At 74.4% G+C, this 14752-nt stretch carries 15 protein-coding genes; 2 read left to right on the top strand and 13 right to left on the bottom strand.

The genetic code is table 11. The features are described 5' to 3' along the window. The 13 genes from PUR71_RS10960 to PUR71_RS10900 form a co-directional block, all read right to left on the bottom strand. The coding region (locus PUR71_RS10960) for an aspartate 1-decarboxylase (protein WP_329926540.1) at positions 1 to 189 on the bottom strand (189 nt) is incomplete at its 3' end. Between the two features lie 61 nt (positions 190 to 250). Continuing rightward, positions 251 to 988, bottom strand: coding sequence for a thioesterase II family protein (locus PUR71_RS10955; RefSeq protein ID WP_329926545.1), 738 nt, complete (start codon positions 986 to 988; stop codon positions 251 to 253). 223 nt (positions 989 to 1211) lie between these two features. Continuing rightward, positions 1212 to 1904: an HAD family hydrolase gene (locus tag PUR71_RS10950; RefSeq protein WP_329926538.1), complete on the bottom strand. Its 693-nt coding sequence runs from the start codon at positions 1902 to 1904 to the stop codon at positions 1212 to 1214. A gap of 67 nt (positions 1905 to 1971) precedes the next feature. Continuing rightward, positions 1972 to 2532: an NUDIX domain-containing protein gene (locus tag PUR71_RS10945; RefSeq protein WP_329926536.1), complete on the bottom strand. Its 561-nt coding sequence runs from the start codon at positions 2530 to 2532 to the stop codon at positions 1972 to 1974. 192 nt (positions 2533 to 2724) lie between these two features. Beyond that, positions 2725 to 3369 (bottom strand): dihydrofolate reductase family protein, encoded by a 645-nt coding sequence (locus PUR71_RS10940; RefSeq protein ID WP_329926534.1) that lies wholly within the window; start codon positions 3367 to 3369, stop codon positions 2725 to 2727. Positions 3370 to 3510: 141 nt separating this feature from the next. Then, entirely contained in the window at positions 3511 to 4326 is an 816-nt protein-coding gene (gene trpA / locus PUR71_RS10935) for a tryptophan synthase subunit alpha (protein ID WP_329926543.1), read from the bottom strand. A 5-nt stretch (positions 4327 to 4331) separates the two neighbouring features. Beyond that, a complete protein-coding gene (trpB, locus tag PUR71_RS10930; RefSeq protein WP_329926533.1) occupies positions 4332 to 5582 on the bottom strand; it encodes a tryptophan synthase subunit beta in 1251 nt (416 codons plus the stop codon). Next, entirely contained in the window at positions 5579 to 6442 is an 864-nt protein-coding gene (trpC, locus tag PUR71_RS10925; RefSeq protein ID WP_329926531.1) for an indole-3-glycerol phosphate synthase TrpC, read from the bottom strand. The genes trpB and trpC overlap by 4 nt, the downstream gene beginning before the upstream one ends. 28 nt (positions 6443 to 6470) lie before the next feature. Continuing rightward, a complete protein-coding gene (trpD, locus tag PUR71_RS10920) occupies positions 6471 to 7505 on the bottom strand; it encodes an anthranilate phosphoribosyltransferase (RefSeq protein WP_443077418.1) in 1035 nt (344 codons plus the stop codon). Next, on the bottom strand, positions 7502 to 8167 hold the full coding sequence (locus PUR71_RS10915; RefSeq protein ID WP_329926529.1) for an anthranilate synthase component II: 666 nt from the start codon (positions 8165 to 8167) through the stop codon (positions 7502 to 7504). Before PUR71_RS10915 ends, trpD begins: the two co-directional genes overlap by 4 nt. Further along, the gene (locus tag PUR71_RS10910) at positions 8164 to 9672 is read right to left on the bottom strand and encodes an anthranilate synthase component I family protein (RefSeq protein WP_329926527.1); all 1509 of its coding nucleotides are present in this window, start codon (positions 9670 to 9672) and stop codon (positions 8164 to 8166) included. Before PUR71_RS10910 ends, PUR71_RS10915 begins: the two co-directional genes overlap by 4 nt. Then, a complete protein-coding gene (locus PUR71_RS10905) occupies positions 9669 to 10934 on the bottom strand; it encodes an ATP-grasp domain-containing protein (protein ID WP_329926525.1) in 1266 nt (421 codons plus the stop codon). The genes PUR71_RS10910 and PUR71_RS10905 overlap by 4 nt, the downstream gene beginning before the upstream one ends. Before the next feature lie 12 nt (positions 10935 to 10946). Further along, the gene (locus PUR71_RS10900) at positions 10947 to 11507 is read right to left on the bottom strand and encodes an NADPH-dependent FMN reductase (RefSeq protein WP_329926523.1); all 561 of its coding nucleotides are present in this window, start codon (positions 11505 to 11507) and stop codon (positions 10947 to 10949) included. Between the two features lie 529 nt (positions 11508 to 12036). Here PUR71_RS10900 and PUR71_RS10895 point away from each other — a divergent pair. Beyond that, the gene (locus tag PUR71_RS10895) at positions 12037 to 13452 is read left to right on the top strand and encodes a hypothetical protein (RefSeq protein ID WP_329926521.1); all 1416 of its coding nucleotides are present in this window, start codon (positions 12037 to 12039) and stop codon (positions 13450 to 13452) included. Further along, on the top strand, positions 13449 to 14744 hold the full coding sequence (locus PUR71_RS10890; protein ID WP_329926519.1) for an ATP-grasp domain-containing protein: 1296 nt from the start codon (positions 13449 to 13451) through the stop codon (positions 14742 to 14744). The genes PUR71_RS10895 and PUR71_RS10890 overlap by 4 nt, the downstream gene beginning before the upstream one ends. Positions 14745 to 14752: the final 8 nt, after the last annotated feature.

Genomic DNA, 14752 nt, shown 5'->3' with positions numbered 1-14752 from the left:
GGGGCCTTCGATGACGTAGGTGGACAGGCGGTTGCCGTTGTCGATGTCGACGATGTCGACCTTCTCGCCGGGCAGGAGGTCGGCGGCGTCCAGGAGGTCGGCGTCGATGGTGACGGAGCCGACGTAGTGGAGGTCGGCCTGCGTCACGGTGGCGCGGTGGATCTTCGACTTGAACATGGTGCGGTACATGTGAACTCCCTTGTGTGTGCGGTGCCCTGAGGAATGCCGCGGTGCCGGCACCGGCGCGGTCTCAGGCGTGGACGCTCGTCATCTCCCGCGCGACGAAGGCGCGGATCCGTTCCACCAGAGCCGGCACGTGGTCGTTGAGGTAGAAGTGGCCGCCCGGGAGGATGTCCAGCTCGAACCCGCCGGTCGTGTGCCGCGCCCAGCCGCGCGCCTCGGCCACGGACACCAGCGGGTCCGCGTCCCCGGTCAGGCCCACGACCGGGCAGGACAGCGGCGGCCCGGGGCGGTAGGCGTACGTCTCCGCCGCCTTGTAGTCGCCGCGCACGCACGGCAGCACGAGCCGCAGCAGCTCGTCGTCGTCCAGCAGCGCGTCGTCCGTCCCGCTGAGGCGGCGCAGTTCGGCGATCAGCCCGTCGTCGTCCAGCAGGTGCGCGGTGTCGTGCCGCTCGACGTGCGGCGCCCGGTGCCCGGAGGCCAGCAGCCCGAGCGGCCGGCGGCCCTCCGCCTCCAGCCGGCGCGCCACCTCGTAGGCGAGGACGGCGCCCAGGCTGTGCCCGAACAGCGCGAACGGCCGGTCCAGCCACGGGCGCAGCTCCGCCACCACCCGGTCGGCCAGCTCCGGCACGGACTCGATCACCGGCTCGTGCCGGCGCTCCTGTCGGCCCGGGTACTGCACCGCCAGGACGTCCAGCCCGGGGGCGAGCAGCCGCCCCACGTGGTAGAAGTACGGCGCCGATCCCCCCGCGTGCGGGAAGCACACCAGCCTGGCGGCGGCGCCGTCGGCCGGGTGGAACCGGCGCATCCACTCCTCCGTCGCTGTCCTCAACTGCCCGTCTCCTCGTTTCCGTTCCGCGCCATCACGCGCAGCATTGAATCCGGGAAGCCGACCGCCCCGACACAGCGATGAACCCCTATCCGGCCGCCCGCACCCCCCTACCGGGCACTGTGCGGGCATGCGAAAGGGGACGGCCCCCCCTGGCACAGGAGGGCCGCCCCGACGTCGTCACGTCCTGCCGGAAGTCGCGTCAGAAGTGCCGCAACAGCTCGTCGAACCGGGCCAGTCGCAGCGTCGCGTCCTCGGGCCGGAGCTCCTCGTGCTCCATGACCCACGTGTGCTCGTGCGGGATGAAGACGGCCTTCAGCCCGGCGCGGACGGCGGGCAGGATGTCGGACTTGGGCGAGTTGCCGATCATCCAGGTGCGGCCGGCGTCCAGACCGAGCTCGACGGTGAGCCGCCGGTAGGTGTCCTCGTCCTTCTCCGGCACGATGTGGACGCTGCGGAAGTGGTGGGCGAGGCCGGAGGCGTCCACCTTCCACCGCTGCTCCTCCACCGCGCCCTTCGTGAGCATCAGCAGCTCGTGACGCTGGGCGAGGGCGGCGAGCGTCTCGGCGACGCCCTCGATCAGCTCGACCCGGCGGTTCGTCAGCGGAAGCAGCACCTCGGTGATCCGGGCGTCGTCCTCGTCCGTCGCCGGGCGGCCGTGGACCTCCTGGAGGCACTCGCGCAGGCTCAGCCGGAACACCTCGGAGCCGTAGCCGTGCGCCGCCACGTTCCGCGCCTCGATCCCGTCGAGCAGGGCCCGCGTCCGCTCCCCGTCCCCGGGGGCGGCCACCCAGTCGACGAAGCCGTCGATGACGCGCTCGAAGAGAACGTTGTTCTCCCACAGCGTGTCGTCGGCGTCGAAGACGAGCGTCTGGCCCTCGAGCGTCTGCTCCACTGATCCCCCTCACGTGTACGGCAGGACGGTCCGACGCTACCCGTTCCGCCTCCGCCCGCCACCCGATTTACCGCCGCCGCTCCTCCAGCAGGCTCCCGGCGCGGTCGATCGTCTCGCGGAAGTTCGCCTCCGTGGTCCGCTCCCGGGCCTGCGCCACCGTGAGCCACTCCAGCGGCGACTGCGGGTTCTCCGGCCGGACGGCGTCGGGCCTCCCGGTGGCCAGCAGGAAGCGCAGGTCCGCGTGCTCGTGGGCCGGCTCACGGGTCGAGGCGGGCACCGGCACCACGGCGACGTGCACGAGCGCCGCGTCGGGCCAGGGCGCGAGGTCCGTCAGCCCGGTCTCCTCCACCCCCTCGCGCAGCGCGACCGCCAGCGCCTCCGTCTCCCCGGGATCGCCGTGCCCGCCCACGTGCAGCCACGCCTGCTGCCGCACGTGCCACCGCAGCAGCACCCGCGAGCTCTCCGGGTGCACGATCAGCGCGGACGCCGTGAAGTGCAGCGGCGTCCCGCGGTCCCAGGCGTCCGCGCCACGGCCGAGCAGCCCCCGAGCCCGCTCGACATCCGCCGCCTCGACCGCCCCCCGCGCCCGGTACTCCCCGAGCAACTCCACCGGCCTCGTCCCACGCACCACGCCGACACCCTCCACACCTCACGCCCAGGGCCACAACCCGCACCCCACAGGCCCGTTGACCACGTCCGCCCCCACCGTACCGGGCACGTCCGATCCCTCGGCCGAATTAATTCCCCGCCGGAGCGCACTCCACTGACGGCAAGTCAACCCCTCCCGAGTGCAAGAGCCGAGTCACCGCCGCCAGCCGCCCTACGGCCGCGTGAACGTCACGTGCGTCACGCCGCTCGGGGTCGAGACCGACTCCACGCGGAAGCGTTCCTCCACGCCCTCCAGGCCGTCCCACAGGCGCTCGCCGCGGCCGAGGACGACGGGGACGACCGCGACGTGGAGGTGGTCGATCAGGTCGGCGGCGAGGAAGGCGCGGACGGTGCCGGGGCCGCCGCCGATGCGGACGTCCAGGCCGCCGGCGGCTTCGCGGGCGCGGTGGAGCACCTCGTGCGGGGTGCCGTCGACGAAGTGGAAGGTGGTGCCGCCGTCCATCTCGACGGACGGGCGGGGGTGGTGGGTGAGGACGAACACCGGGGTGTGGAACGGCGGCTCGGCTCCCCACCAGCCGTTCCAGTCGTGGTCCTCCCAAGGTCCTTGCTGGGGGCCGAACTTGCGGCGCCCCATGATCTCCGCCCCGATGCCCTCGTTCCACGTGCGCGCCACGGCGTCGTCGACGCCCGTGCTGCCGCCCTCGGCCCCTTGCATCCCGCGGAACGTCCGGGTCCCGAAGAACCACTGGTGGAGCCGCGTCCCGGCGTGGCCGAACGGCTGGTCGAGGCTCTGGCCCTCCCCGGTGCCGTAGCCGTCGAGGGAGATCGAGAAGTTGTGGACTCGCACGCGGGACACGACGTGGCCTCCTGCCATCGATCCGGTGCGGCGGCACACCGCACTCACCGCTGCCGAGCGTAACCGCGCACCCCGCCGGATCCCGGCAGCCCTCGGCCGCGCGTCGAACCGCCCACCGCACCGACCCCACCGCGCCCTTCGTCAGGTCCGCCGCACCCCCGTCGCCAGGGCGGCGGCCAGGGAGCGGACGGCGGTGAGGCCGGTCGGGAGGTCCGGGGCGTCGAGGAGGAGCTTGACGAAGGCCGAGCCGACGATCACGCCGTCGGCGAAGCCGGCGACCTCCCGGGCCTGGTCGGCGGTGGAGACACCGAGGCCGACGCAGACGGACAGGTCGGTCGTGGCGCGGGTGCGGCGGACGAGGTCCTCGGCCTGGTTGCCGACCGACGTGCGGGTGCCGGTGACGCCCATGAGGGAGGCGGCGTAGACGAATCCGGAGCCGGCCGCCGTGATGGTGGCCAGGCGGGCGTCCTGGCTGCTGGGGGCGACGACGAAGACGGTCGCCAGCCCGTGCCGGGCGGCGTGCTCGCGCCACAGCGCGGACTCCTGGACCGGCAGGTCGGGCAGGATGCAGCCCGCGCCCCCGGCCGCCGCCAGTTCGGCGGTGAAGCGCTCGACGCCGTAGCGGTCGACGGGGTTCCAGTAGGTCATGACCAGGATCGGCGCGCCGGTCGCCTCGTACGCCTCGCGCACGGTGCGCAGCACGTCGGCGATCTTCACGCCGCCGCGCAGGGCGATGTCGTCGGCGGTCTGGATGACGGCGCCGTCCAGGACGGGGTCGCTGTGCGGCAGGCCGACCTCGACGACGTCGGCGCCGCCCGCCAGGACGGCCTTGACGGCGTCGATGGCGCCGTCGACGGTCGGGAAGCCGGCCGGGAGGTAGGCGACCAGGGCAGCCCGGTCCTCGGCGCGGGCCTTCGCGAGGGTGGTGGTCAGCAGTTCCAGGTTGCCGGTGTGCACGGTGCTCACTTCACGTCCCCCTCTGCGGTGCCCTCGTACAGGCCGAAGTAGCGCGCGGCCGTGTCCATGTCCTTGTCGCCGCGCCCGGACAGGTTGACCACGACGAGGCCGTCCGGCCCGAGTTCGCGGCCGAGGTCCAGGGCGCCGGCCAGCGCGTGGGCGCTCTCGATGGCCGGGATGATGCCCTCGGTGCGGGAGAGCAGGCGCAGGGCCTGCATCGCGGCGTCGTCGGTGATCGCCCGGTACTCGCCGCGGCCGCTGTCCTTGAGGTAGGAGTGCTCGGGGCCGATGCCGGGGTAGTCGAGGCCGGCCGAGATCGAGTACGGCTCGGTGATCTGGCCCTCCTCGTCCTGGAGGACGTAGGAGCGGGAGCCGTGCAGGACGCCGGGTTCGCCGGCGGTGAGGGTGGCCGCGTGCTCGCCGGTCTCGACGCCGTGTCCGGCGGGCTCGAAGCCGACCAGGCGGACTCCGGCGTCCGGGACGAAGGCGTGGAAGAGGCCGATGGCGTTGGAGCCGCCGCCGACGCAGGCCGCGACGGCGTCGGGCAGGCGACCGGCGCGCTCCAGGATCTGGCGCCGGGCCTCGACGCCGATGACGCGGTGGAAGTCGCGGACCATGGCGGGGAAGGGGTGCGGGCCGGCGACGGTGCCGAAGAGGTAGTGCGTGGAGTCGACGTTGGCGACCCAGTCGCGGAACGCCTCGTTGATGGCGTCCTTGAGGGTGCGGGAGCCGGAGCGCACGGCGATGACCTCGGCGCCGAGCATCCGCATCCGGGCCACGTTGAGGGCCTGGCGCCGCGTGTCGACCTCGCCCATGTAGACGGTGCAGTCGAGGCCGAAGAGGGCGCAGGCGGTGGCGGTGGCCACGCCGTGCTGGCCGGCGCCGGTCTCGGCGATGACCCGGCTCTTGCCCATCCGGCGGGTGAGCAGCGCCTGGCCGAGGACGTTGTTGATCTTGTGTGAGCCGGTGTGGTTCAGGTCCTCGCGCTTGAGGAAGATCCGCGCCCCACCGGCGTACCCGGCGAAGCGCGGGACCTCGGTGAGGGCGCTGGGCCGGCCGGTGTAGTTGGCCATCAGGTCGTTGAGCTCCGCGGCGAAGGCCGGATCGTCCTTGGCCTTCGCGTACTCGGCGGCGACCTCGTCCACGGCCGCGACGAGCGCCTCGGGGATGAACGTGCCGCCGTAGTCGCCGAAGTAGCCGGCGGCGTCGGGGACGTGGCCCTGCGGGTCGGGCAGGAAGAAGGTGGCGGTCGTCATGACCTCTCCTCGGTGGTTGCGTGCGTGGACGAGTTCTTCAGTTCCGCGACCGTCGCCGCCGGGTCGGCGGACGTCATCAGCGTCTCCCCCACCAGCACGGCGTCCGCGCCGTCGGCCCGCAGGCGCCGGGCGTCGGCCGGGGTGCGCACGCCGCTCTCCGCGACGAGCACCCGGTCCGCCGGGACCACCCGGCGCAGCCGCCCGGTGAGGCCCAGGTCCATGCTGAAGTCCGTGAGGTCACGGTGGTTGACGCCGATGTTGACGGCGCCGGCGGCGAGGGCGGTGTCGGCTTCCGCCTCGCTGTGCACCTCCACCAGCACGTGCAGGCCCAAGTCCCGTGCATACCCGTGCAGTTCGGCGAGCCGGCGCTCGTCGAGGGCCGCGACCACCAGCAGGACGGCGTCCGCCCCGAAGGCCCGGGCCTCGGCGATCTGGTACTCGTCGACGATGAAGTCCTTGCGCATGAGCGGCAGTTCGACCGCCGCCCGGACGGTCGCCAGGTCCTCCGGGCGCCCGCCGAAGCCCTCGGTGTGTGCGAGGACGGACAGCGCGCAGGCGCCGCCCGCCTGGTAGCGCCGGGCGAGGTCGGCGGGCCGGTAGTCGTCGGTGAGCGGGCCCTTGAGCGGGCTGCGCGGCTTGAGTTCGGCGATGACGCCGAGGCCGGGGGCGCGCAGGGCGGCCCCGAAGTCCCGGACGGCGGGGGCGGCGGCGGCCCTCGCCGCCAGCTCGCCCAGGGACACCTCCGTCCGCCGGGTCTCGGTCTGACGCCGGGCGGCCTCGATCAACTCGCCCAGCAGGCCGGGCCGGACGGGCGATGCGGGCGGAACGGATCCGCCGGAGAAAGCAGTTGGCCTGGTCACGGTGAGCACTCCTCGTTCATGGGGTTCGTCACGCCGCCACGCGGGCGGCCGCGGCGCTCGACCGCGCGCTCGCCGCGACCCAGCGGTCGAGCAGGCCGGCCGCCCGCCCGCTGTCGATGGCCTCGGCGGCCAGGGCCAGGCCCGGCCGCCAGTCCTCGCAGCGACCGGCGGCCCGCAGCGCGGCGGCCGTGTTGAGCAGCACGATGTCCCGGCGCGGGCCGGTCTCGCCCGCCAGGATCCGGCGGACGGTCGTCGCGTTCTCAGCCGCTCCGCCGCCGCGCAGGTCCGCCAGGGTGGCGGGGGCGAGGCCCAGGTCGGCGGGGTCGAGGCGGTAGGCGGTGGTGCGTCCGTCGGCGAGTTCGACGACGCGCGAGGGCGAGCAGGTGCTGAGCTCGTCGAGGCCGTCCTCGGCGCAGAACACCAGGGCGCGTTCGGTCCCGAGCCGGTGCAGGACCTCGGCCATGACGTCCAGCAGGGCCGGGTCGGAGACGCCGAGCGTCTGGTACCGGGCGCCGGCCGGGTTGCAGAGCGGGCCGAGCACGTTGAAGACGGTCCGCACGCCCAGTTCGCGGCGGGGCCCGGCCGCGTGACGGAAGGCGGGCTGGAAGACCGGCGCGAAGAGGAAGGTGATGCCGACCTCGTCCAGGCAGGCCGCGGCCTCGGCCGGGCCGAGGTCGATGTGCACGCCGAGTTCCTCCAGGACGTCGGCGCTGCCGCAGGCCGAGGAGGCACTGCGGTTGCCGTGCTTGGCGACGGGCACCCCGCAGGCCGCCGCGACGACGGCCGCGGTGGTGGAGACGTTGAACGTGTCGTGGCCGTCGCCGCCGGTGCCGCAGGTGTCCAGGACGCGGCCGTCGCCGGCCAGGCGGGCCCCGAAGCTCCGGGCGGTGGCGACCAGCCCGACGATCTCCTCGATGTCGGCGCCCCGGGCGGACAGCGCCATGGCGAACCCGGCGATCTGGCTGGGCGTGGCCTCCCCGGCGAGCACGGCGGCCATGGCGCGGCCGGTCTGCTCGCGGGTCAGCCGGCCGCCCCGGGCGAGGGTGCGCAGCGCGGTCTTCACCGGACCTCCTCGGGCTGCCGCTGGAGGCGGCGGGCGGCCTCCACGAAGTTGACGACGATGCGCAGGCCCGCCTCGGTGAGGACGGACTCCGGGTGGAACTGGACCCCGTACGTCGGGTGGGTACGGTGCCGCAGGCCCATCACGGTGCCGTCCTGGGCCCAGGCGTTGGCGAGGAGTTCGCCGGGCAGGGAGCCGGGGGCGACGGCGAGCGAGTGGTAGCGGGTGGCGGTGAACGGGTCGGGCAGGCCGGCGAGGACGCCGGTGCCGTCGTGCCGCACCCGTTCGGTCTTGCCGTGCACCGGGCCGACCCGGACGACGTCGGCGCCGAAGGCCTCCGCGATGGCCTGGTGGCCGAGGCAGACGCCGAGCAGGGGGAGGCGGCCGCTGAGCTCCCGGGCGGCGGCGAGGCTGACGCCGGCCCGGCCCGGATCGCCCGGACCGGGCGAGATCAGGACGGCGTCGTGGGCGGCCAGTTCCTCGGTGGTGACGGCGTCGTTGCGGTGGACGACGGGTTCGGCTCCGGCCTGCGCCAGGTACTGGACCAGGTTGTAGGTGAAGGAGTCGTAGTTGTCGACGACGGCGACGCGCAGCGGAAGGCTCCTCCGGACACCGCTCGGCCGGTCGTCGCTCAGACGGGGATCGCTCGGACGGGGATCGCTCATGCCGAGGCCTCCGCCCGTTCCACGGCGGCGAACAGCGCCTGCGCCTTGTTGAGGGTCTCCCGGTACTCGGCCGCCGGGTCGGAGTCGGCGACCACCCCGGCGCCCGCCTGGACCCAGGCCTTCCCGTCGGCGATGACGAGGGTGCGCAGGGCGATCGCGGTGTCCAGGGTGCCGCCCGTGCCGATGAAGCCGAGGGCGCCGCCGTAGACGCCGCGCCGCTCCTCCTCCAGTTCGGCGATGATCTCCATGGCGCGGATCTTCGGGGCGCCGGAGACGGTGCCCGCGGGGAACGTCGACCGCAGCGCGTCCAAGGGGCCCATGCCCTCGGCGAGTCGGCCGCTGACGGTCGACGAAAGGTGCATGACGTGCGAGTAGCGCTCGACCTCCATCAGGCGGTCCACCCGGACGGTGCCCGGGGCGGCGACCCGGCCGATGTCGTTGCGACCGAGGTCGACGAGCATGATGTGCTCGGCGCGTTCCTTCTCGTCGGCCAGCAGTTCGGCCGCCAGGGCGGCGTCGGTCGCGGCGTCGGTGCCGCGCCAGCGGGTGCCGGCGAGCGGGCGGGTCTGCGCGCGGCCGTCCTCGACCTTCACCAGCAGTTCCGGCGAGGCGCCGATGACGTGCCGGCCGCCGCCGAGGGCCAGGTGGAACATGTACGGCGACGGGTTGACGGCGCGCAGGTGGCGGTAGACGTCGAGGGGCCGGGCGGCGAGCGGCTTGCTGAACCGCTGGGACAGGACGACCTGGAAGATGTCGCCCGCCCTGATGTGCTCGCGCGCGGTCTCGACCATGTCGAGGAAACGCTCCTCGCTGGTGTGGGCGCGCCAGGCGGAGCGGTCCTGCTGATCGGCGGTGCGGGTGGGGGCGAGCGGTCGCGCGCCGCCGTCGGCAGGGATCCGGTCGGCGAAGAGCCGGTCGCGGGTGGCGGCGAGCCGGGCGACGGCGTCCCCGTACGTCTCCGCGGCCGTGTCGTGGAGCGTGGTGATCAGCAGCCGGCGGGTGGCGTGGTCGAACACGACCAGGTCGTCGGCCTGGAGGAACACCGCCTCGGGCATGCCGGGCCCGGCGCCGGGCGCGGTGGGCAGCTGCTCGAAGTGGCGGACGCTCTCGTAGCCGAGGTAGCCGACGGCTCCCCCGTGGAAGGGCGGCAGCCCCGGGACGCGGGCGACGTCGCGCTCGGCGATCGGTCGCAGCGCCGGCAGCGGATCTCCGTCCCCGAGCGGGACGGGACGGGTGCGGTGGGCGACGTACGAGTAGCGGGCGACGGCGATGCTGCTGTCGGTGCCGACGACGCTTTCGAGCAGCAGGCCGGGCTGCTCCAGCTCCGGGCCGCAGAGCCGGGCGAAGGCGGTGACCGGCGAGAGGGTGTCGGCGAGCAGCTCGATGTACAGCGGGACGTACGCGTGCCGGGCGGCCAGGGCGCGCGCCGCGTCGGGGCCGGGGACGACGCCCACCTCGACGGCGTCCGGCACCGGGGGCGCCACGGGGGCGACGGGGGCGGTCATGCGGCCGCTCCCGCCATCGCGAGCGGCTCCACCGTGCGGTCGACGGCCGCCTCGGCCCGGTCCAGGGCCCGGCGGCAGGCGGCCTCGTCCGGCCCCACGGCGACCAGTGCGGCCAGCCGCGGGATGGCCTGGCGGGGCGGCAGGAGCAGCTGGTCACCGGGCTCGGCCAGGACGGCGGTGTGCGCGATGCCGGGTACGGCCGCCGCGGCGGTGAGGTCGAGCGGCCGCGCGAACCCGTCGGAGTCGGCGTAGACGAACCGGACCTCCGCCGTCGCACCGCGGGTCGGGGCGAGGTCGGGCAGGCGGCCGAAGGACAGCTCGGCGGCGGCCACCACGAGGTCGATGCCGGTGGCGAAGGCGCTGATGTAGGGGATGAGGTCCCCGCCGAGGCGGGCGTTGAGCTCGATCAGGCGCGGGCCGCGGGAGGTGAGGCGCACCTCGGCGTGGGTGACGCCGGTGGTGACGCCGAGCACCCGGTGCGCGCCGGCGACCAGCTCCCGGGCCTGCGCCGCCCACGGCTCCTCGACCGAGGCCGCGACGAGGTGCCCGACCTCCTCGAAGTACGGCGCGAACCCGAGCCGCTTGCGGGCGACGTGCACGACGTGGACGGCGCCGTCGTGGACGACGCTGTCGACGCTGATCTCCTCCCCGTCGAGGAACTCCTCGACGAGCACGCCGTGCCCGGTGGGCAGGGTGGCGTAGGCGGCCCCGGCGGCGAGCGCGAAGGCCGCCCGCACCTGGCCCTCGTCGTCGGCGCGGGTGACGCCGATGCTGCCGGCCAGGGCGCGGGGCTTGAGGACGACCGGATAGCCGAACTCGGCGGCGGCCGCGACGGCCTCGTCCACGGTGGTGACGAGCCGGTGGCGGACGGCGGCGAGGCCGGCCCGGGACATCAGCGTGCGGGTGGCGTACTTGTCGCGGCAGTTGCGGGCCGCCTCGGCTGAGAGCTGGGGCAGCCCGAGGGCGGCGGCGGCCTCGGCGGTGGCCTCGACGGCGGTCTCGTCCCAGGTCAGGATGCCGACCGGGGCACCGTCGGGGCCCGCCAGCAGGCGGACGGCGTCGGCGATGGCGACCGGGTCGGACAGGTCCGTGACGACGTAGGAGTCGAGGTGGGGACGCTGCCAGGTCGGCTCGGCGGCCAGGACGGCGGACAGGGTGTAGCGCGCCTGCAGGGATCGGTACGAGTACTCGCGGTAGGCGCGGCCACCGCTGCCGACCACGACGAGGCGCTCGGCGGGAGCGACCACGGACGGTGTGGACATGGCTGTTCCCTCTCAGGCCTGGGCGGGGGCGGAGTCCAGCAGCTGCGCCAACTCGGCGAGCACACCGGCCAGTTCCTTGACCGTTTCGGCCGGGGCGTCGAAGCCGTCGGGCCCGGTCAGCTCCCCGACGTGCGGGATCGAGAGGCTGCGCTCGGCGGCGCGGAAGCCGATGCGGGTGAGCACCGGGCGGAGCATCTCGACGGCCGGGACGCCGCCGGAGGGGCCGGCCGTGTAGCTGACCAGGGCGACGGGCTTGTCCTGCCACTCGTGGTACAGGAAGTCGACGGCGTTCTTCAGCGGCGCGGTGAAGGCGCCGTTGTACATCGGCATCACGAACACGTAGGCGTCGCCGCGGGTGACCGTGGCGCTCCAGTCCTTGGTGTGCTGGTGGACGTAGGCGCCCTCCGAGGGGTGCCCGGGCTCGTCGAGGAACGGCAGGCCGACCTCGGCGAGGTCGACGACCTCGACGTCGAAGCCGCCGTGGCGGCGGGCCTCCTCCGCGGCCCAGGCGGCGACGGCGGGGCCGACGCGGCCGGGGCGGGTGCTGGCGACGATGAACTGCAGACGGGACATGGCGGGTTCTTCCTCCTGGACGGTCCGGTCGTCACCGCGGATCGCCCGGGGCACACAAGCCCCTGCCAGTGCTCAGTAGGTAAGCAGCGGGCCGGGCGTCGCGCAACCGCCACCACCCGGCGCCGCGGACGTTTGTCCGGCTTCGGCCCGTTTCGCTGCCCCGGACGCGCCTGACGCGTTTGCGCCAGCCGCAAACGCGCTGCCCCGCAGCCCGGGATCCCGGCGTCCGGCGGTGCCACAGTGAGAGCACGTCACCGCGGATCCCCCGCCGGCCGCCCGTACGACCCGCACACCTCGTCCGACACACATGTCGTACGACCCGCACCTCGTACGGGCAGCACATCTCGCGACCTCGCGCACACCTTGCGATTCCTCGCAAACGTTGCGACCTCTCGCACATCTCGTACGAGCCACACCCCGTACGAGCCACACCCCGCTCGAGCCACACCCCGCACGAGCCACACCCCGCTCGATCCACGCCCCGCCCCCGCCCCCGGCACGCCTGCTCCGGCAGAACTGGAGACCGCCCATGGACAGTTCAGTCACCTCCCGCTACGTCACGGAATCAGCGAACCCGGACGGGGGACTGCGCACCCTGACCACGCGGGCCGAAATCCCCGCCGTCTACGGGACGTCCTACGGGCACCTGCTGCTGCCCCGCCCGGTGTTCGTCTCCGAGCAGGAGATCGGCGCGTTCGCCGACGACCTGGCGGCGATCTTCCGGGTCCTGGTCTCGCTGCCGGGCCGCTGCTTCGGCGGCGACCTCCACCGCTACGGCGCCGCCATCGGCCTGCCCCCCGAGCTGATCGAGGTCATGACCGAGGGCGCGACCGGTGACCCGCTGCTGTACGCCCGCGCCGACGCCTTCCACGACGGCGCCCGTTTCCGGCTGCTCGAGCTGAACGTCGGCAGCGAGCTCGGCGGCGTGGACATCGCGCAGCTCAACCGCGCCTTCCTCGACGTCCCCGCGTTCCGCGCCTTCGCCGAGGCCAACGGCCTGGACCACACCGACACCATGGCGCACCTGGTGGCGGGTCTGCGCGGGGCGGCCGGCGGCGTCGCGGACGCCGACCCGGTGCACCCGGTGGTGGCCCTGATCGAGGGGCCGGGCGCGCTGGGCGACCACGACGGCGTGTTCCTCTCCATCCAGGAGGACATGCGCGGCCACGGGATCGAGCTGCTGCTGGGCGAGATCCAGGAGCTGGCCGAGGGCGCGGACGGCAAGCTCGCCCTGCACGGCCGCCCGGTCGACGTCGTCCTGCGCTACTTCGCCGCCGGCCAGATCGCCGGCGACCCGGTCGCCCGCGCGGCTCTGACCCGACTCAACCGCGCCCACGCGGCTGGCCGCACCGCCCTGTTCACCCCGCTCGAAGGGGCCCTGTTCACCAGCAAGGCCGCGCTGGGCCTGCTGCACCGGCCGGAGGTCCGCGCCACGCTGACCGAGGCCGAACAGGACCTGGTCGACCGGGTCCTGCCGCACACCTGGGTGCTCAGCGGCGAAAGCGGCGGCGGCGACAGCGACAGCGACAGCAGCGGTGACACCGGCGACGCGAGCTACGCCGAGGCGCTCGCCCACGCCCGCGCGCACCGCACCTCGCTGGTCCTCAAGCCGGGCATCGGCTACAGCGCCGACGGCGTGGTCATCGGCCGCGACGTCACCGAGGAGCAGTGGCAGGAGGCCCTCGAGCGGACCGCCGTCCGGGACTACGTCGCCCAGGAGCTGGTCGTGCCGGCCCTGGAGCAGGTCGTCGACCCGCAGAGCGGGCGCACCGAGGGCTGGGTCGCGAACTGGGGGGTCTTCGTCACCCCGCAGGGGTACGGCGGCGCGTTCTGCCGCGCCCTCAGGCCGCAGGACGGGGCCGTGATCACGTACGCGAACCCCGGCACCCGCGGCACCTGCGTGTTCACCCACCCGGCAGCCCGACCGGAGGAGTCCCGGATATGACCGAGCAGCACCCCACCACCGAAGAGCTCGTCACCACCGACCGCCCGCACGTCGTGGTCGTGAACCGCTGGCGCGAGCGCTACGCCGAGTTCACCCGCTACGTCGACCACGCCGCGAACCGCGTCACCTACGTGTCGACGGAGGTCGGCACCGGTTCGGTGCCCGCCGAGGCCCACGAGGTCGTGCTGGTCCCCGCCACCGACGACCTGACGCGCGTCGGCGCCGAGGTCCGCGCGCTCGCCGCCCGGCACGGCGCGCCCGCCGCGATCGTCGCCCTCAAGGAGGACGACCTGCTGGTCGGGGCCGCGCTGCGGGAGGAGTGGGACGTGCCGGGCCCCCGGCAGGCCTCGCAGATCGCCTTCCGCGACAAGTACCTGATGTGCCGGGCCGTCGCGGACGCCGGCCTGGACGTGCCGGCCTTCACCGCCGCCACCGACGCCGACGCGGTCCTCGACTTCGCCGCGGGCACCGGCTGGCCCGTCATCGTCAAGCCGCGCACCGGCAGTTCGAGCGCCGGCGTGGTCCGGGTGGACGGCCCCGAGCAGGTCGCGGACCTGGACCTGGACGGCGAGCCGATGCTCGTGCAGGCCTTCGTGGACGCCCCGGTCTCCCACGTGGACGGCGTCTTCGACGGCGGGCGCCTGCTGGCCTGGCGGGCCTCGCGCTACCTCAACACCTGCCTGGGCTTCCGCGGCGGCAGCTTCCTCGGCTCCGTCGAGATCGACGACCCGGAGGTCAACACGGCCGTCGAGCACGCCGCCACCGCCTTCCTCGGCGCGCTCTCCCCGGGCCGCGCCACCGTGTTCCACCTCGAAGTGTTCATCGACCGCGACGAGGACGGCGGGGTCGTCTGCCGGTTCCTGGAGTGCGGCGCCCGGGTGGGCGGCGCCGAGATCGCCTTCCTCTGGCGCGAGGTGCACGACTACGACCTGATGCACGCCGCCTGGCAGCTCCAGGTGGGCGGGGCGCTCCCGCCGGTGCCGGAGGCGGCCGCCGCGCCGCACGCCGGCGGGGAGGTGGCCGGCTGGATGCTCGTGCCCGCCCCGGCCGAACGGCCCTGCCGGATCACCGAGTCCACCTCCATGACCGGCCGCGCCGACGGCCCGTACGCCGAGGCCGTCCTGCCTCCGGGCGAGGTGCTGCCCGACGCGGACGCCTACTACGAGCACGTCGGCGGCCGCTTCCGCTTCCGGGCGGCCACCGCCGCCGCGGCCGAGGCCGCCGTCACCGCCACTGCCAGGGACTTCCGGGTGCGCGCCGAGCCGCTCGCCCTGTCCACCACGAACGCCTGACTGGAGCA

Source organism: Streptomyces sp. SP17BM10 (assembly GCF_036322405.1).
Lineage (GTDB): Bacteria > Actinomycetota > Actinomycetes > Streptomycetales > Streptomycetaceae > Kitasatospora.
Note: the sequence above shows the minus strand (reverse complement) of the source record. Positions and strands in the feature narration are given on the sequence as shown.